The organism is Acidiphilium sp. PA (assembly GCF_026191915.1).
Lineage (GTDB): Bacteria > Pseudomonadota > Alphaproteobacteria > Acetobacterales > Acetobacteraceae > Acidiphilium.
Genome location: NZ_JAIMBY010000001.1, coordinates 20355 through 37681 on the forward strand (window position 1 = coordinate 20355; position 17327 = coordinate 37681).

At 64.7% G+C, this 17327-nt stretch carries 16 protein-coding genes and 1 tRNA gene; 6 read left to right on the top strand and 11 right to left on the bottom strand.

Annotated elements, in window-relative coordinates:
* Positions 1-83: 83 nt before the first annotated feature.
* Positions 84-1889 carry a monovalent cation:proton antiporter-2 (CPA2) family protein gene (locus AruPA_RS00115; RefSeq protein ID WP_265634013.1) on the bottom strand — a complete coding sequence of 602 codons (1806 nt, stop codon included), beginning with the start codon at positions 1887-1889 and terminating at the stop codon, positions 84-86.
* Positions 1890-2042: 153 nt separating this feature from the next.
* Here AruPA_RS00115 and AruPA_RS00120 point away from each other — a divergent pair, with 153 nt between their 5' ends.
* From AruPA_RS00120 to AruPA_RS00140, 5 genes are all read left to right on the top strand, one after another.
* A complete protein-coding gene (locus AruPA_RS00120; RefSeq protein ID WP_265634014.1) occupies positions 2043-3044 on the top strand; it encodes an SDR family oxidoreductase in 1002 nt (333 codons plus the stop codon).
* A gap of 182 nt (positions 3045-3226) precedes the next feature.
* On the top strand, positions 3227-4600 hold the full coding sequence (gorA, locus tag AruPA_RS00125) for a glutathione-disulfide reductase (protein ID WP_265634016.1): 1374 nt from the start codon (positions 3227-3229) through the stop codon (positions 4598-4600).
* A 48-nt stretch (positions 4601-4648) separates the two neighbouring features.
* Positions 4649-6055, top strand: coding sequence for a class II 3-deoxy-7-phosphoheptulonate synthase (locus tag AruPA_RS00130; protein WP_265634019.1), 1407 nt, complete (start codon positions 4649-4651; stop codon positions 6053-6055).
* Positions 6055-7218, top strand: coding sequence for a nicotinate phosphoribosyltransferase (locus AruPA_RS00135; protein ID WP_265634020.1), 1164 nt, complete (start codon positions 6055-6057; stop codon positions 7216-7218). Before AruPA_RS00130 ends, AruPA_RS00135 begins: the two co-directional genes overlap by 1 nt.
* A gap of 180 nt (positions 7219-7398) precedes the next feature.
* Complete coding sequence (locus AruPA_RS00140; protein WP_265634022.1) at positions 7399-8181, top strand: PEP-CTERM sorting domain-containing protein; 783 nt, start codon at positions 7399-7401, stop codon at positions 8179-8181.
* 17 nt (positions 8182-8198) lie between these two features.
* Here AruPA_RS00140 and AruPA_RS00145 read toward each other — a convergent pair whose 3' ends face one another.
* From AruPA_RS00145 to AruPA_RS00155, 3 genes are all read right to left on the bottom strand, one after another.
* Positions 8199-8765, bottom strand: coding sequence for an NADPH-dependent FMN reductase (locus AruPA_RS00145; protein WP_408858558.1), 567 nt, complete (start codon positions 8763-8765; stop codon positions 8199-8201).
* Positions 8759-9127 (bottom strand): YidB family protein, encoded by a 369-nt coding sequence (locus AruPA_RS00150; RefSeq protein WP_265634024.1) that lies wholly within the window; start codon positions 9125-9127, stop codon positions 8759-8761. The genes AruPA_RS00145 and AruPA_RS00150 overlap by 7 nt, the downstream gene beginning before the upstream one ends.
* Before the next feature lie 82 nt (positions 9128-9209).
* Positions 9210-9524, bottom strand: coding sequence for a hypothetical protein (locus tag AruPA_RS00155; RefSeq protein WP_265634026.1), 315 nt, complete (start codon positions 9522-9524; stop codon positions 9210-9212).
* A 171-nt stretch (positions 9525-9695) separates the two neighbouring features.
* Between AruPA_RS00155 and AruPA_RS00160 the strand changes: the two genes are divergently transcribed.
* Positions 9696-11360, top strand: a complete 1665-nt coding sequence (locus AruPA_RS00160) for an NAD+ synthase (RefSeq protein WP_265634027.1) — start codon at positions 9696-9698, stop codon at positions 11358-11360.
* Positions 11361-11376: 16 nt separating this feature from the next.
* Here the strand turns inward: AruPA_RS00160 and AruPA_RS00165 are convergent, their stop codons facing one another.
* The 7 genes from AruPA_RS00165 to minC all read right to left on the bottom strand — a co-directional run bounded on the left by AruPA_RS00165 (position 11377) and on the right by minC (position 17098).
* Entirely contained in the window at positions 11377-13056 is a 1680-nt protein-coding gene (locus AruPA_RS00165) for a Hint domain-containing protein (protein ID WP_265634029.1), read from the bottom strand.
* A gap of 895 nt (positions 13057-13951) precedes the next feature.
* A complete protein-coding gene (locus AruPA_RS00170; RefSeq protein WP_265634031.1) occupies positions 13952-14221 on the bottom strand; it encodes an HU family DNA-binding protein in 270 nt (89 codons plus the stop codon).
* 206 nt (positions 14222-14427) lie between these two features.
* The gene (locus AruPA_RS00175; RefSeq protein WP_265634033.1) at positions 14428-15006 is read right to left on the bottom strand and encodes a DUF4337 domain-containing protein; all 579 of its coding nucleotides are present in this window, start codon (positions 15004-15006) and stop codon (positions 14428-14430) included.
* A 41-nt stretch (positions 15007-15047) separates the two neighbouring features.
* Positions 15048-15123 (bottom strand) — tRNA-Phe (locus tag AruPA_RS00180).
* Between the two features lie 99 nt (positions 15124-15222).
* Positions 15223-15483, bottom strand: coding sequence for a cell division topological specificity factor MinE (gene minE, locus AruPA_RS00185; RefSeq protein WP_265634035.1), 261 nt, complete (start codon positions 15481-15483; stop codon positions 15223-15225).
* Entirely contained in the window at positions 15480-16295 is an 816-nt protein-coding gene (minD, locus tag AruPA_RS00190) for a septum site-determining protein MinD (RefSeq protein ID WP_265634036.1), read from the bottom strand. Before minD ends, minE begins: the two co-directional genes overlap by 4 nt.
* A gap of 71 nt (positions 16296-16366) precedes the next feature.
* The gene (gene minC / locus AruPA_RS00195; RefSeq protein ID WP_265634038.1) at positions 16367-17098 is read right to left on the bottom strand and encodes a septum site-determining protein MinC; all 732 of its coding nucleotides are present in this window, start codon (positions 17096-17098) and stop codon (positions 16367-16369) included.
* Between the last annotated feature and the right edge of the window lie 229 nt (positions 17099-17327).

A 17327-nucleotide genomic window follows, 5' to 3' on the forward strand; every position in this document is an offset into this window, starting at 1 on the left:
CGGTCGCGCTGGTCATCTGGGTATCCGCAATCGATCCACCCTCATGTCGTCTCGCGCCCCGGTCATCGTGCTCGAAGGCACACTCAGCCCTGAACGGCCCTGCGTGCCCCCCCGGCGCCGGACGCCTCGCGGTCAGCTTCGAAGAGTTCCTGCAACTCGGTGACACTCTGCTGCAGACCGGCGATGACCCGCGGCTCATCGCCGGCAAAGCCGAGCGTCTCGCTCAGCAGCGCCTCATCACGCGCGGCGAATTCCGCAACGGTTCGCGCCGCATCGTCGGGCTCGATCGCAAGCGCCGTCAGCGCCATCTCGCCCAGTTTCAGGCTCGACAACAGCGTCTCGCGCACGATCAGCGTGACGCCCAGATCCATCAGCAGCTGGGCATGCCGCCGATTGCGGGCGCGTGCCAGGATCACAAGGTGCGGCAGATGCCGCAGTGCGAGTTCGGCCAGTTTCAGCGCCGCCTCGGCATCGTCGAGCGCGATGACCAGCACCTTGGCCGACTCCGCCCCGGCCGCGCGCAACACCGTGATCCGCGTCGGGTCGCCGAAATAGGCGCGCGCGCCAAACCGGCGCACGAAGGCGACATGCTCGGCATTCTGATCGAGCGCCGTGAAAGCGATACGCCGCACCGACAGCAGCCGCCCCACGATCTGCCCGACCCGGCCGAACCCGCAGATCAGCACCGGCGTCGGCCGGTCTGGCGCGATCGCCACCGAAGCGACCTGACGCTTGTTCATCCGCGGGATGGCGAACCGCTCGATCCCGGCGAACAGCAGCGGCACCACCAGCATCGACAGCGCCACGGTCAGCGTCGCCAACCCCGCCTGGGTTTTCGATAGCGCCCCCGCCGTCACCGCGGCCCCGAACAGCACGAAACTGAACTCGCTGCCCTCCGGCAGCGCCACCGCGAACCGCAGCGCCGTCGCGGCACTCCGCCGCTTGATGAATGAGACGACGAACCCGACCACGATCTTCACGGCCAGCGTCGCCGCGACCGCCGCCACAATGGTCAAGGGCTGGGCCAGCAGCAATGAAAAATCGACCGACATGCCGACCGAGATGAAAAAGAACCCGAGCAGCAACCCCTCGAACGGCTCGACATCGGCCTGAATCGCATGGCGAAACTCGGAATCCGACAGCAGCGCCCCGGCCATGAACGCCCCCAGCGAGGCGGACAGCCCGGCCCAATGCGCGAGCGCTGCCGTGCCGACCACGATCAGCAGCGTCATCGCGGTGAACACTTCCGGCGTACGCGTGCCCCCGACCAGGCGAAAAATCCGCTCCACCAGATAGATCCCGCCAGCCAGGATCGCGACCACCGCGATCAACGCCCGGCCTACCGCGAACCACGGCACATGGCTGGGCAGATGGTTCGGCAGGTGCCCGCTCGCGAACAGCGGCACCAGTGCTACCAGGGGAATGAACGCCATGTCCTGAAACAGCAGCACCGCGAACGCATCGCGCCCGGACGCCGCACTCAGCAAACTCCGCTCGCCCAGCATCGGCAGCACGATGGCGGTCGAAGACAGCGCGAGACCCAGCCCGACCAGCGCCGCCGCCGTCCAGCTCAACCCGGCCCAATGGGCCAGCACCGCCAGCAATGCCGCACTCGGCACCATCTGACCAAAGCCGAGCCCCAGGATGGTCTTGCGCAGAATCCACAGCCGATGCGGCCTGATTTCCAACCCGATCAGGAACAGCAGCATGATGACGCCGAGTTCCGATATGTTCTGGATCTGCGAAACCCCGGTGACCAGCCGCAACCCGTCCGGCCCGATCGCGAGACCGGCCACCAGATAGCCGACGATGCTGCCGACACCGAGGCGCCGGGCAATCGGCACCATGATCACCGTCGCGGCCAGCAAGGCCACCAGCGTCTCTATCATCGGTCGATGTCCTGTTTGTGAAGGACCACACGACCAGCCCCGGCCCGCGCCTGTCAAGCGGATTGCGCCGGATGGACAGATCGTCATCTCAACCACCCTGCTATCGCAGCGTCGGCGTTCCAACATCGGCTCAGATCATCAAGGAGTTTGAGAATGCGTAAAATAGCCGTCATCACGGGCGCCGGTGCCGGCGTGGGCCGCGCCACCGCCCAACAATTCGCGCACGCCGGCTGCGATATCGGCCTGATCGGCCGCGATCGCGACCGGTTGGAAACCGCCGCCGCCGAGCTGCGCACACTCGGAATCCGCGCCTGCGTCGCCCCGGCCGACATGGCCGATGCCGAGGCGGTCGACCGCGCCGCCGACACGATCGAGGCCGCGCTGGGCCCGATCGATATCTGGGTCAACAACGCGATGGCGACGATTTTCGCGCCGGTTTCCGAGATCACGCCGGCCGAATTCAAGCGCGCGACCGAGGCGACCTACCTCGGCACCGTGCACGGCGTCATGACCGCCCTGCGCGCCATGAAGCGGCGCGATCAGGGAACCATCATCAATGTCGGCTCCGCCCTCGCCTACCGCTCGGTGCCCCTGCAATCGCCCTATTGCGGCGCGAAAGCCGCGATCAAGGGGTTTACCGACAGTCTGCGCAGCGAGCTCATCCACGACCGCAGCGCGATCAAACTGAGCATGGTCCACCTGCCGGCGGTGAACACGCCGCAATTCGATTGGGCGCTCAACAAAATGGGCCGCCGCGCCCAGCCGGTGCCTCCGATCTACGACCCCGAGGTTCCGGCCAAGGCAATCGTGTTCGCCGCCTTTCACCACCGCCGCGAAATCTGGGTCGGCATGCCGACCGTGGTCGCCATCATGGCCAACCGTATCGCGCCTGGTTTTGCAGACCGATACCTCGCCACCCATGGCTATTCGACCCAGATGTCGAACCAGCCGCTCCCGCCCGACGCGCCCGCCAATCTGTTCGAGCCGGTGCCCGGCCGGCGCGGTGCCCGTGGCCGATTCACGGACCGCTCGCGTCGCGGCAGCCTGGAAATGTTCACCGACCGTCATAAAGCCACCGCCCTTACCCTCCTTGCGGTTGCCGGCGCCGCAGCGATCACCGGGTTGCATCAGCTCGCCAAGAAGTATGATTTCTAGGCGGCAATAGTTAAGGAAGGCCTACTTTCCTGCAAAAAGGACGCAGAAAACGCCCGGTCGCTTAGGGTGCGGGTGCGGGACACGCCCGTACAGATTATTGGCCGCCGTGCATCATGGTTTATTTCATTCCTGCCGCTCCCATGCGAAACACAGTGTTAAGTTTTCAGGAGCATTGTGTTCGCATGACCTTTGATTTCGACCTGTTCGTGATCGGCGGCGGTTCGGCCGGTGTCCGCCTGGCACGGATCGCCGCCGGGCATGGCGCGAAAGTCGCCATCGCCGAAGATCGGTTCTGGGGCGGAACCTGCGTCAACATCGGCTGCGTGCCGAAAAAACTGATGGTGATGGCCGCGGAATACGGCCTCGCCGCCGATGACGCCACCGGGTTCGGCTGGCGCATGGCCAGGGGCACGCATGACTGGCCCGGCTTCATCCGCGCCAAGAATGCCGAAATCGCCCGGCTCAACGGAGCCTACACCGGGCTGCTGGAACGCGCCGGTGCGACGATCTTCAACGCCCGCGCCACCATGCTCGACGCCCATACGATCGATGTCGGCGGCACCAACCATACCGCAGCCCGCATCGCCATCGCGACCGGCGGCCATCCGATCCGCCCGGACATCCCCGGTGGCGAACTCGGCATCATTTCCGACGATGCGTTCTATCTGCCCGAACGCCCCAACCGCGTCGTCATGATCGGCGGCGGCTATATCGGCGTCGAATTCGCCGGTATTTTCAATGGACTCGGCGCAAAGGTCGATCTGGTCTATCGCCAGCCGCTGCCGCTGCGCGGTTTCGATGCCGATCTGCGCTACAGTCTGGCCGAAGCGCTCGATGCCAACGGCATCACCCTGCATCCGGGCCACGCGCCGCTGCGGATCGAGGATCGGGGCGACGCCCGGCGGCTGCATCTCTCGAACGGACAGCATATCGATGCGGATTGCATCTTTTTCGCGACCGGCCGCGCCCCCAACACCGCGGGCCTTGGCCTCGAACGGGCCGGCGTCGCCCTGGCACCGAGCGGCGCTATCCCGATCGATGAGGGGTTTCATACCAATATCCCGCATATTTTCGCCCTCGGCGACGTCACCGACCGGCTGAACCTCACCCCCGTCGCCACCGCCGAAGGCCATGCGCTGGCCGACACGTTGTTCGGCAACAAACCACGCGCGGTCTCGCTGAACAACGTCGCGAGCGCCGTGTTCTCGATCCCGCCGCTCGCGACCATCGGCGTCACCGAGGACGAGGCCCCGCCGGGGTCGCGCATTTTCCTGACGCGGTTCACCGCCATGCGCCACGCGCTCAGCGGCCGGGCGCGCAAGACGCTGATGAAACTGATCGTCGATGCCACGACCGACCGGGTGATCGGCGCGCATATGCTGGGCGAAGATGCCGCCGAGATCATGCAGGGCATCGCGATTGCCATCACCGCCGGCGCGACCAAGGCGGATTTCGACCGGACCATCGGCATCCACCCGACCGCCGCCGAGGAATTCGTCACCCTGCGGACCCAGACCCGCCTGACCGGCACGGCCGATGCGAAAGCAGCGGAGTAGCATGTTGCGGCGTTTCCGGATTATAGCGATGCCTTCGAGGAGATCGCCATGCCAGCAACGACCGTGACTCAAACCGCTCTTGCACCGTGGACGCCGGAGTCCTGGCGCGCGAAACCGATTTTGCAGGTTCCGAGCTATCCGGACCAGGATAAGCTCGCCGCGATGGAAGCACGGCTGCACCGGTTTCCGCCCCTGGTGTTCGCGGGCGAAGCGCGCCGGCTGAAAACCGCCCTCGGCCTCGCCGCCGAAGGCCGCGCCTTCGTGCTGCACGGCGGCGATTGCGCGGAAAGCTTCGGCGATTTCACCGCCAACATCATCCGCGACACGTTCCGCGTCCTGCTGCAGATGGCCGTGGTGCTGACCTATGGTGGATCGGTGCCGGTGGTGAAACTCGGCCGCATGGCCGGGCAATTCGCCAAGCCGCGCAGTTCCGATACCGAGACGATCGGCGGTGTCACCCTGCCATCTTACCGGGGCGACATCGTCAACGGGCCGGATTTCAGCCCGCAAGCCCGCATCCCCGACCCGGCGCGGATGGAGTTCGGCTATTTCCAATCCGCCGGCACGCTCAACCTGCTGCGCGCCTTCGCCTCCGGCGGCTATGCCGATCTGCATCAGGTGCATCGCTGGAACCTCGATTTCGTGCGCCGCTCGCCGCTGGCGGAGCGTTACCGCGATCTGTCCTCGCGCATCGATGAAACCCTGCAATTCATGGCCGCCTGCGGCATGACCAGCCAATCCACACCGCAGATCCACGAGACCGAATTCTACACCAGCCACGAATCCCTGCTGCTGCCCTATGAGCAGGCGTTGACCCGGATCGATTCCACCACCGGCGATTATTATGCCTGTTCGGCGCATTTCCTGTGGATCGGCGATCGCACCCGGCAACTCGATGGCGCGCATGTCGAATTCATGCGCGGCGTGAAAAATCCCATCGGCATGAAAATCGGGCCGAGCATGGAGGAGGACGACATGCTCCGCCTGATCGACCGGCTCGACCCTGACAATGAACCAGGCCGGCTGACCCTGATCGCCCGCATGGGCGTCGATCATGTCGCGGCGAAACTGCCGAAACTGCTGCGCGCCGCCAAGCGCGAGGGGCGGCGCAACGCCTGGCTGTGCGACCCGATGCACGGCAACACGATCACCACCGCCGGGCGGATCAAGACCAGGCGTTTCGATGCGATCCTGTCCGAAGTGCGCGGGTTTTTCGACATTCACGAGGCGGAGGGCACCATCCCCGGCGGCGTGCATGTCGAAATGACCGGCCAGGACGTCACGGAATGCGTCGGCGGCGCGCGCCAGCTGTCGGAGGCCGATTTGTCTTCGCGCTATGAAACCTTCTGCGATCCCCGGCTGAACGCCGAGCAATCGCTCGAACTCGCCTTCCTGATCGCGGCCGAGTTGAAAGCCCGCCGGGCGCCGCGCAGCACCGAGATCGCCGCGGAATAATGAGCCGGGTCATCCGCCGGAGCGCTGCTGGCACCGGCACGCGGGCCGCGCTCGATGCCACGATCGCAGCGCGCACCGATGCGTATTTCAACCGCACCAAAGCGATCGTCGAGAAATTCGGCGACAGCCGGGTGACCTACGCCTATTTTCTGCGCCGCCCGGTGGTCTCCGCCCCGGCGTTGATGCTGCGCTGGTTGAACGAGGTCGTGGCCGCCCGGGGCGAGCGGATCGACATCGAACTGCCGCACCCCGAAGGCGCCTGGGTCGGCGCGGGCGAACCGATCGCCTACATCACCGGCAGTTTCATCACGCTGGTCGATCTCGAGACCATTCTGCTGCAGAAACTCGGCCCCGCCTGTGTCGCCGCCCATAACGCCTACCAGATGTGCGCCGCGCTGCCGAAATCCGCCTTTCTCGCAATGGAGGCGCGCCATTGCGCCGGGGCGGAGATGCAGGACATGATGGCCTATGCCGCCGCGGTCGGCTCGCGCGCGGCGCAGGCCGAAGGCGCGCGTGGCTTTATCGGTAACGCCAATGACGCGACGGCGCATTATTTCGGCGCGCCGCACGGCTACGGCACCATGCCGCACGCCCTGATCGGCTATGCCGGCTCGACGCTGCGCGCCGCCGAAATGTTCCGCGACACCTTCCCCGACACCGATCTGACCGTGCTGACCGATTATTTCGGCATGGAAATCACCGATGCGCTGGCGGTCTGCCAGCGTTTTCCCGATCTGGCGGCGGCCGGCAGGCTCTCAGTGCGACTCGACACCCATGGCGGTCGGTTCCTCGAAGGGCTCGATCCGCAGGCTAGCTACGCTGTCATGGAACGCCACGCGCCGGGGGCGATCCGCCGCTATCGCAGCCATAACGAGCTGCGCTACCTGATCGGCACCGGCGTATCGGCCGCGGCGATCTGGCGGATGCGCGAGGCGCTCGACGAGGCCGGGTTCATCCGGGTGAAAATCGTGGCGTCATCGGGGTTCGGCGTCGAGAAATGCAGCGTGCTGGCCGATGCCCATACGCCGATCGACGTGGTCGGCACCGGCAGCTTCATCCCCGAGACCTGGGGCGAGACCTACGCGACCGCCGACATCGTCGCCTATGACGGGGCGCCGCGGGTAAAGATCGGCCGGGAATTCCTGCTGCGCGACCGGGTCTGATCGAGCGGCCCGTTCTCCGCGGCGCGGCCTGATCGTGCGATCAAGGTTCACGAAATTGTCAGAAAATTTTACACTTGGCAGATGTCGAACGGGTTAAGTTATTGAAATTACGGGTTGGCATCGGTTTTGCATGTTCAAACGGCGATCGCGTAATGACCATGCAACATCCGGAGATGATCCATGAAAACGCCATTTGTCCCGCTGCTCCTGATCACCGCCCTCAGTCTTCCGGTGGCGGCATCGGCCAGTGTCGTAATCCGGTTCTATCCCACGGTGCCATCGACCAACACCACCGCGACCATCAGTTACAGCGGCAGTTACATTACCCCCTCACCGGCGACGGCGCCTTTCGCCGCCTCACCATTCTCATTCACGGCCACGCTGCCCGCGCAATCCTACGCGCCTGACGGTATCGGCACCGGGCTGGCCTTTTCCGGCGTAAGCGGCACCTATACCAACAATGGCGTCACGACTGACTACAGCAACGCGACGCTCGAACTGCTTGGACAGTATATCCAGACCTTCTCGAACGGTCGGGTCGTGCAGCAGACCGAACAGACGCAGTTCTTCCTCACGATCGGTTCATTGCTGCAGAGCGGCGACCACTACGCGCTGTCCATGATCGCCAATCAGTTTCTATACACCGAGAGCGATCCCCTGGTGGCCAATCCGCTGACCGCCCCTCCCAGGCCCTGCAGTTACTGCACACCTGCGATCGTGACGATGCTGCCGGGGCCGTTTTCGGTTCTGTCCGGCGGCATCGCCAGTTACACGCCCCCGTCGCTGCCCGACCCTCAGGCGAACGTTAACGCCGGCGGTAGCGGCAGCATCGCATCGCCGCTGGTCGCGGTGCCTGAGCCGGGCAGCCTGATCCTGCTCGGCGGCGGCGTTCTGATGTTTGCGCTGATCAACTGGTGGCTCCGCCGCCGGGCGGCGCGCTCCTTGATTTTAAGGCTGCGGTAAGGCGTCGCTGCGCCGGTTCAGGGGCGCAGACGCACGCCCCAGTCCCGCAGCGCCGCGACCTGCTGGCCGATGAACTGCCGCGTCGTCGCATCGGTCAGCATGCCGGCGCCGTCGAATTTCTGGGCGGCGCCGCCGATCATGATTTCCGGCTTGTTCAGCACATGCGCATCGAGAAAGACGAATACTTTCCGCAGATCGTACTGGGCCCGCGCGGTGCCGATCATGCCGGGGCTCGCGCCCATAATAGCAACCGGCTTGCCGCGGAAGGGCTGCGGCTCGCAGCGGGACAGCCAGTCGATGGTGTTTTTGAGCACGCCGGGGATCGAGTAATTATATTCCGGCGTCGCGATCAGCACCGCATCCGCCGCGGCGATCCGGCCGGCGAGCGCCAGGACCGGGTCGGGCATGCCGATCACGCGGACATCATCATTATAGAGAGGAATGTCGCCGATGCCGGCAATGTCGATCGCGACACCCTCGGGCACCAGATCGGCCGCCGCGCGGAGCGCGGCCATATTGAACGATCCGTGCCTCAGACTGCCACACAGACCCACGATATTGAACGCGGCCACGCGCGTTACGATCCGTCCGGCGTCGCCTGATCGACCGCCGCCGGCAGGTGTTGCGCCAGCAGGCTGGCCGCCGTGGTGGGATCGATGCCGAATCGCGCGGCGATCGAGGCGATGACCGGGCTGCCGAGCGCCTGCTGCACCTGATCGGCCGAAATCGGCAGGTTCTGGCCGTCGCCGATCCACGAGGCGACATGGGCACCCATGCCCGATTGCTCGAATTGCTGCATCACGCCGGACACGCCATCGATGCCATGCTGCTGCAACACGCTCATCACCTGGGCCTGGACATCGCCACCCTGGACACCGCCACCCTGGACATCACCGCCGCCGAGCGCGGAACTGACCATGCCGGAAATCTGATCGAACAAGCCCATAACCCCCCCCCATGAATGAAATCGCGACCGGATCAGACAGGGAAATCCGGTCGCGAGTCAACAAAATCGGCCGCCGTCGTGCTTAATTCTTCGCGGCGTGCAGATGATCTTCCATCGCCGCTTTTTCGCAGACATAGGCGCCGTGCTTCGTCTTGCCGAAATATTTCGATTTCGCAGTATGATAGGCCTTGCTGCCGGTGGCGTGCCACACGACACCGCCCATGCCGCAGGCAGTCTTGGCCTCGGCTTCGGTCTTGTAGCCCGGCAGCTTGCTGTGGCTCATGTGGCTCTCGGTGGTCTTTTTCTTGGTGCTGGCATGGGCGGTGCCGATCGCGCTCATGCTGAAAGCGAGTGCCAGAGCGGGGACCGCCGCGCACATCATTTTGGTCATCGTCATAGGGATCATCTCCGTGAATTGCAGGTAGCCGGGCAGGATTGCACGCCGCGCCCGCGGATCGGTGGGACCTCACAGGCGCGTGAGCCGCATTAGCGCCGGGTTGCGGCCAAAACAAGGCGGGTCCCCGCCGCCGCCCATGACGGAAGGCGCGTTTCACCCTATCATCGTCGCATGACCGAAACGCTCACCATTGCGATCGCCCAGCTCGACCTGCATGTCGGCTCGATCGATAAAAATCTCGCCGCGATCCGGGCGGCCCGCGCGCAAGCCGCAGCGGCCGGGGCCGATCTGCTGGTGACGCCCGAACTCAGCATCGCCGGCTATCCGCCGGAGGATCTGGTGCTCAAACCGGCGTTCGTCGCCGCCTGTCAGGCGGCGGCCGAGGCGCTGGCGGCCGATACCGCCGATGGCGGTCCGGGCATCGTGGCCGGCCTGCCCTGGCGGACCGATGGAAGCCTGCACAACGCGGCCTTCGTGATGGATGGCGGGGCGATCATCGCCCGGCGGGCCAAGCACGAACTGCCGAATTACGGCGTGTTCGACGAGAAACGCGTCTTCGTCGCCGGCCCGGCGCCGGGCCCCGTGCCGTTTCGCGGCTTTCGGCTCGGCCTGCTGATCTGCGAGGATTGGTGGTTTCCCGCCGTGCCGGAGACCCTGGCGGAATCCGGGGCGGAAATCCTGATTTCGACCAACGCCTCACCATTCGAGGACGGCAAGCAGGGCCGCCGGATCCAGCTGGCGCTGAACCGGGTGGTCGAGACCGGGTTGCCGTTCATCTTTGCGGCCTTGACGGGCGGGCAGGACGAGATCGTGTTCGACGGCGCTTCGTTCGCGCTCAATGCCGATCGCTCGATCGCGCTGCGGATGGCGCATTTCGAGACCGGCCTGGCGGTGACGCAATGGCGGCGCGGCAATGCCGGGCTCGCGTGTACGCCGCAGCCTATACCGCCCGACCCCGAACGGCTCGACCTGGTCTACCGGGCGATGGTGATGGGGCTTGCGGATTATGTGAACAAGAACGCCTTTCCGGGCGTGATCCTGGGCCTCTCCGGCGGGATCGACAGCGCCTTGTCCGCGGCCGTCGCGGTCGATGCGCTGGGGGCGGACCGGGTGCGGGCCGTGATGATGCCGAGCCGCTACACCAGCGCGCATAGTCTGGAGGATGCGGCCGCCTGCGCCGCGCTGCTCGGAATCCGCTGCGATACCGTGCCGATCAGCGCGGCGACCGGCGCGTTCGAAGCCGCGCTCGCACCGTTGTTCGAGGGGCGGGCGCCGGATATCACCGAGGAGAACATCCAGTCACGCGCGCGCGGACTGATCCTGATGGCCTTGTCGAACAAGCTGGGCGCGATGGTGCTGACCACGGGCAACAAATCGGAAATGTCGGTCGGCTACGCCACGCTGTATGGCGACATGTGCGGCGGGTATTCCGTGCTCAAGGATGTCTACAAGACCACCGTGTTCGATTTGTGCCGCTGGCGGAACGCGCATCTGCCGGATAACGCGCGCGGGCCGGCCGGGCCGGTGATGCCCGAACGGGTGATCAGCAAACCGCCGAGTGCGGAATTGCGCGACAACCAGACCGACCAGGACAGCCTGCCCCCCTACGAGGTGCTCGATGCGATACTGGCGGCGCTGATCGAGGGTGAAGCGGCGATCGAGGATGTCGTCGCGGCCGGCCACGACGAGGCAACGGTCGCGCGCGTCTGGCGCCTGCTCGACCGCGCCGAATACAAGCGCCGCCAGGCACCGCCGGGCGTCAAGATAACGCCCAGAGCGTTCGGCCGCGACCGGCGCTATCCGATCACCAACGGATTCACCACGCTGGTGACCTGATCGCGCTGGTCGTCGCTCATTCCAACAGGCCGAGCCGGCGCAGCGCGGTCATCTGGCGAACCATGACCAGATCAGCGACGCGGGCGGCATCGCGCTCCGCCGCCGGATCGGCGGCATAGGTCGCAAGCGCGTTCAGGCGGATGATCAGCGCCTGGCCGCCTTCGAGCAGGCTGGCGGGAACCAGCGCCTCGCCGTTGGTCCAGCGGTGGGTTTCCTCATCGTCATGCCAGCCCGCCCGCAAGCGCGGCTCGCCGAGCCCGATGGTCCGGCTGCCGCCCATGGTCTCGACTTCAAGCGACGCGATGTCGAGACCCAGCCGGCGGCGATCGCGCGAGGCCGCGTCGTATTCCGCGGGCACCATCGCGTTGGAGACCAGCATGACGTTGGCCGACGGATGGATCAGATCGATCCGGTAGGTCAGGCTGTCGATCACAGTAATCGGCAGGGCGCCTTGATCGGTCAAAGCGCGCAGGCGGCAATCATGCGTCTGGCGCAGTTTTGGCAGGCGCTCGATCAGGCGGGCGCGCACCCGTGTCACGATATCGCCCGACTCAACGAAGGGCGCGCACCCCTCCGCCTCGCGTTTAGCCTGCGCCATATGCGGATGCAGAACCAGCGGGGCGCCGCCGTTTTCAAAGAAGCTGCGATTCCCGGTTTCAAGGTATGATTCCACGGGCAGAGATTCCGCGAGCAGGATATCGTGGCTTTCGAGTTCGACGTGGAAATAGCTGATCCGGTCCCGCGGTTCCTGCACGATCGACCGCCCGTTCACCAATATTTTCGCGGGAATCAGGCAACCATCGATGAACAGGGCGTGGTCGGGCGACACATACAGCGTGCGTTCCGGCAGGCCATGGTCGATCGCGCCGGCTTCGATCCGGATCGGCCAGACGGTTTCCGGCCGCGGGTGGCGGGTGGCGTCGATCGTGCGGTGGCCGACCCATTTGACCGGCCGCATCGCGCCGCTGTCGGTGATCAGCCGATCACCGGGTTCCATCTCCTCGACCGCGATATCGCCGTGCAGGCCGAGCAGACGGGTCCCCTCGAGGAAACAGACCGTGAGATCGACGCCCCCGTTCGGATCGGCAGCGACCTGAAAGGCGTTGGAGGCGAAGGTGCCGGTGGAGAGGTCGATGGAACCCGCCAACGTGCCGTTATCGAACAGCTTGACCACGCCGCCCGGGGCCGGCGATCCCAGCAGGCCGGTGTTCTGGGTGAAGGTCGCGGAAGTGGCGGTCACACCTTTCAATTCGATCTGGTCGCCCGCGCCGAACCCGTTGAGCGCGCCCAACAGATTGATGTTAAGGCCCGGGTCGACCACCAATTTATTGCCGGTGCCGTCGAAATTGATGGTGTCGAGCAGACCGAGGCCGATCGAGGACCCCAGTTCCAGTGTCCCGTTGCCGACCGCCGATCCCTGACCGTTGGCGCCGATATTGAAATCAGACAACGCCGAGACACCGACCAGCCCCGTCAGAACTTCATCGGCGTTGGCGATGTTTGTCGTGGTCAACGCACTGATCCCGGCGATGGATTCACTGACGTTCGCGAGGATCGGGGCCGCTCCGGGGGTGCCCTGGATGTCAAGCGTATCGCCCACACCGACACCCAGATCGACCGAGACATCATAGGTTCCTGATGTCGTTATCGAACCGGTACCGAGTGCTGCGATCGTGATTAAAGTGGTCCCGCTCATGGCGCGCTCCTGAAGTATGTTTAACCGTATCAGGAATACGTACGAGGAACGGGAAACGGTTTCAATCTTTTTAATTTTTGTTAATAACCAAATAAAGCAAATAATATTTTTTTAGAGATGACCGTACAAAACTTTATATCGTTATCGCACCGATAATCAGTGAGCAAACTAATCGCGATAAAAATAAATCAGATCAATCAGTTGCCGACGCCGTTGATTTCATTGCCACGCCGACTGACCCGATCAGCCGCGCAATCATCTCAGGTTAAAGATCGGACCGATCAAAAACCGGACCGAATGTTAGGGTACGATCAGGCAGCGTGGCAACCCCTGGCGCGCCTTGAAGGCTCCGCGCGATGCTCACCCTAATCTTTCCTCGATCAATTTCACGCGACGATGCCCCCACCGCCACGCATACGGAACCAGGCCCCCGCGGGATCTTCCGATTGCCCCCCATCTTGACGCCCGATCTTGACGACCCGCCTTGACGCCCCATCTTGACGCCCCGCCTTGACGCCCCGTCAGTAACAGGAAGTCCATGCGTGATCCAAACAACCCGCAACCCGGTATGCGACGCCGGCCGCCACGGCGGCGGGGGTCTCAACGGCGCCGGTCCAGCGCCGGATCTCATCGCCGCGGTGGAGCGATCCCCGGTCGCACCGCGACGGCATCGCCCCGCGGGTCGAACGCACCGGGCGTCTCCGCGCCGAAAACCCCACGGCCGCAACCGCACGACCGCGCAACATCCAACCATAACAGGGGGGGGGTCGCCTTGCGTTTCTGACACGCCGCTATAACGGGCCCGTCAGTCGGTGAAGTCACATCTTGTCAGTCTCTCCGCGCGCCCCGAATGACGGGTGCCGCAGAGCGACCCGTCATCCCGCTCGCGGCCGATTCAAACCATTTTCTTCAGCGAGGGCGATGCCTTGAAACGCACCGTCTTGCCGGCCTTGACCTTGATTTCCTCGCCGGTGCGCGGATTGACGCCCTTGCGCGCCTTGGTTTTGCGCACCGTGAACGTGCCGAAGCTCGGCAAGGTGAATTTGCCGTTCTTTTTCAGTTCCTTGACGATCGCCTCCATCAGGTCGGTCGCCGCCCGGTTGGAGGCAACGCCGGTGATCTCGGCCGATTTCTGAATGACTTCCGCGAGAAACGCTTTCGACATGGTCGAAGCCTCTTTCCTGTTCTTGATCGGTCCCAGCGCGATGACGGGCGAACCGATGCCGGCGCTTCCGGCAGGTTGAAGATTCTGACGCGCCGATCAACAACGAATCGGCGTGCCGCGATTCTTCTAGCGATTCACGGCAAGGTTGAACAGGGGGTTTATGGCGCGCGCTGCAAAATAGGCGCAAGCACGCACCGCGATCTCGGTCAGAGGAACGCCATCACGCCGATGCCGCCAACGAACGCGAGCGCACCAAGGCCGATGGCGGCGAAGCCGAAGGCGACGATTTCGGTCACGACCGAAACCGAGGCGAGCACGATGGCGATCTGCAGCGCGCCCACCGCGATTTCCAGAAAATGATAGCGTTCCAGCTGGTGGTCGCGCGCTTCGGTCTGGCGCAGCGCCTGTTGCTTGAGCTGCGCCTTGCCTTCCCGGCCGGCGGGGTCGGATGCCTCCTTGGCGGCACGGGCTTCCGCCGCGCGCGCCAGCGCCTGCGCCGTCGCATCGCTGCCATGGGTCGCGAGCGCGGACAATGTGGCGGCCTGGCTCGACGCGATATCCGCCTTGATCGATTTCGCCTGGTAGAATGCCCAGGTATCGCTGACCGCGATCTGTTTGGCGATGTAATCGTTCTGCGCGGATTTTTCGCCCATTTCGCAGATCGCAAGGGCGGCCGCGAGAATGCCGATCACCAGCGCCATCCGCCGGGCATGATGCGCTTCGGGGTGTTCCTTCAGATGCTGGTGCCGTTCCAGACTGTCCGTCGCGGTTTCAATTCCGTCCATGAGGTTTCGCCCTGTCAGACCAAGCCGGGTTAGGAGGAAAATGGTGCCCAGGGGCGGAATCGAACCACCGACACTGCGATTTTCAGTCGCATGCTCTACCAACTGAGCTACCTGGGCCGCGCGTGAAGAGGGGTCTAGCCGATGCGGGGTTTGGCATCAAGAGCAAGGCGGGATGTGTTGCCGTTTTATGGCAGTGACGCGAAAAACACTTATGAATCAGTTTTTTAAGGCGACCGCTTCAGGCATTTCGATGTCGATTTCGAGGGTGGAGATCGTACCGTCGCGGTCGAGTTTGACTTTGACCTTCTCGCGGTCGATCGCAATGTGCTTGGCAATGACCGCCAGAATCTCCTCCTGCAGGATCGCCGCGAGGTCGGACTTGCCGGACAGCGCGCGTTCGTGGGCCAGCAGCAGCTGCAGGCGCTCGCGCGCCACCGGTGCGGTGCGCGTGCGCGTGAAGAACCCGAAAATGCTCATGCGACACTCCGGCCGAACCACCGGCTCATCAAACTCTTTTTCTCGACCGGCATGGTGACCGCGATGGTCTCGCCCAGCAGGCGCCGGGCGGCTTCGGCATAGGCGCGGGCCGGGCCGGAGAGCGGGTTGTGCAGCGTGACCGGGCAGCCGACGTTGGAGGCTTTCAGCACGTCCTCGCTGTCGGGGATGATGCCGAGCAGCGGGATCGCCAGGATTTCCAGGACGTCCTCAACCTTGAGCATCTCACCGCGTGCGGCACGGGTGGCATCGTAGCGGGTGAGCAGAAGATGTTTTTCGATCGTCTCGCCGGCTTCGGCGCGGGCGGTCTTGGAATCGAGCAGGCCGATGATACGATCGGAGTCGCGGACCGAGGAGACTTCGGGGTTGGTCACCACCACGGCCATATCGGCATGGCGCATCGCGAGTGTCGCGCCACGCTCGATGCCGGCCGGGCTGTCACACACGATCCAGTCGAATTTTTCCCGCAATTCATCGATCACCCGCTCCACCCCTTCGGGGGTCAGGGCGTCCTTGTCGCGGGTCTGCGAGGCGGGCAGCAGCGAAAGGGTTTCAACCCGCTTGTCGCGGATCAGGGCCTGGGCGAGTTTGGCGTCGCCCTGCACGACATTGACCAGATCGAACACGACGCGCCGCTCCGCCCCCATGATGAGGTCGAGGTTGCGCAGACCGACGTCGAAATCGACGACGACGACGTTTTTGCCGGCCTGGGCGAGCGCTGCACCCAGTGCGGCCGACGAGGTGGTTTTACCGACCCCGCCCTTGCCCGATGTAACGACCAGAACCTTCGACATGTATTCTCTTCCTTCAATCCCGCCCCGCAGGGCGCAAACAGTCCAGTATGATGCCGCAGGGCGCGGGCATCCTATTCGAGGGCCGCGAGACGCAGTTCCTTGTCGTCGAGCCAGACCTGGACCGGCTTGCCTTGCAGGCCGTGGCCCCAATGGTCCGCGGTACGGTATAGCCCATCGATCGCGAGAAGCTCGGCGGCGAGCCTGGTGCAGAAAATGCGCGCCTCGGCACCACCCAGCAGCCCGGCCACGGCGCGGCCGCGCAGGGTGCCATAAATATGGATCGAGCCGCCGGCGATGATTTCCGCCCCCGACGAGACCGGCCCGATCACCGTGACATCACCCTCCTCGAACACGATCGACTGGCCGGAGCGGACCGGCCGGTTGATCAGCAGCGAAGGGCGGCGGACGGGTTCGGGCGGTGGCGGTTCGGGCGGGGTTGGCGCGGCGGCTTCCGGGAGGTCGATGAATTTGTCCGGCTTGCCTTCGCGGCCAGGCGCGGCGAGCGTGGCGCCGAACCAGGGTGTGCCGCGCAGGGCGGCCATATCGACACCTTCAACGCCGATAATCCGGAGGTCGCGCGCTTCGAGGGCGGCGAGCACCTGGGCGGGATCGTCATCGGCTTCGGCCATGGCAGACAGGTTGACCACCACCGGCCGGTCGACGAAAAAGCCGGCGGACCGGGCCATCTGTTGGTCAAGCGCCGTCAACCAGGCCTCGAACGGCGGTTCGGGGACTACGATCAGCGCCATGAACGACCGGCCACGAATCCGGATCGCCGGTAAGGGGACTGTAGTGTTCGACACGATCAGCACCTAGCGGTCCGTGCTCGACCGCGTCAACCGATGATTGCGGTCGGGCGGTGGATCTGGCGAATTCGCTTGCGGATTCAGCACTGTTGGCAAGCGGCCATTACAGTGCCGTGATGGTGAGACAGTTGGTGCGACTCGGATCTGACCGGCCACGCGCCGATACTGTCACGAACCGGCCGGGCGCAGTCGCCAGTGTAGCGCCGGCAGCGATCCCGCGTCCAAA

What these genes read in the sequence shown, in the direction of transcription:
- AruPA_RS00150 (WP_265634024.1), bottom strand. Translation starts at nt 9,127, where the DNA reads ATGGGCTTGTTCGATCAGATTTCCGGCATGGTCAGTTCCGCGCTCGGC.
- AruPA_RS00130 (WP_265634019.1), top strand. Translation starts at nt 4,649, where the DNA reads ATGCCAGCAACGACCGTGACTCAAACCGCTCTTGCACCGTGGACGCCG.
- AruPA_RS00135 (WP_265634020.1), top strand. Translation starts at nt 6,055, where the DNA reads ATGAGCCGGGTCATCCGCCGGAGCGCTGCTGGCACCGGCACGCGGGCC.
- AruPA_RS00120 (WP_265634014.1), top strand. Translation starts at nt 2,043, where the DNA reads ATGCGTAAAATAGCCGTCATCACGGGCGCCGGTGCCGGCGTGGGCCGC.
- AruPA_RS00175 (WP_265634033.1), bottom strand. Translation starts at nt 15,006, where the DNA reads ATGGACGGAATTGAAACCGCGACGGACAGTCTGGAACGGCACCAGCAT.
- AruPA_RS00160 (WP_265634027.1), top strand. Translation starts at nt 9,696, where the DNA reads ATGACCGAAACGCTCACCATTGCGATCGCCCAGCTCGACCTGCATGTC.
- AruPA_RS00140 (WP_265634022.1), top strand. Translation starts at nt 7,399, where the DNA reads ATGAAAACGCCATTTGTCCCGCTGCTCCTGATCACCGCCCTCAGTCTT.
- minD (WP_265634036.1), bottom strand. Translation starts at nt 16,295, where the DNA reads ATGTCGAAGGTTCTGGTCGTTACATCGGGCAAGGGCGGGGTCGGTAAA.
- AruPA_RS00155 (WP_265634026.1), bottom strand. Translation starts at nt 9,524, where the DNA reads ATGACGATGACCAAAATGATGTGCGCGGCGGTCCCCGCTCTGGCACTC.
- AruPA_RS00165 (WP_265634029.1), bottom strand. Translation starts at nt 13,056, where the DNA reads ATGAGCGGGACCACTTTAATCACGATCGCAGCACTCGGTACCGGTTCG.
- gorA (WP_265634016.1), top strand. Translation starts at nt 3,227, where the DNA reads ATGACCTTTGATTTCGACCTGTTCGTGATCGGCGGCGGTTCGGCCGGT.
- minE (WP_265634035.1), bottom strand. Translation starts at nt 15,483, where the DNA reads ATGAGCATTTTCGGGTTCTTCACGCGCACGCGCACCGCACCGGTGGCG.
- AruPA_RS00115 (WP_265634013.1), bottom strand. Translation starts at nt 1,889, where the DNA reads ATGATAGAGACGCTGGTGGCCTTGCTGGCCGCGACGGTGATCATGGTG.
- AruPA_RS00170 (WP_265634031.1), bottom strand. Translation starts at nt 14,221, where the DNA reads ATGTCGAAAGCGTTTCTCGCGGAAGTCATTCAGAAATCGGCCGAGATC.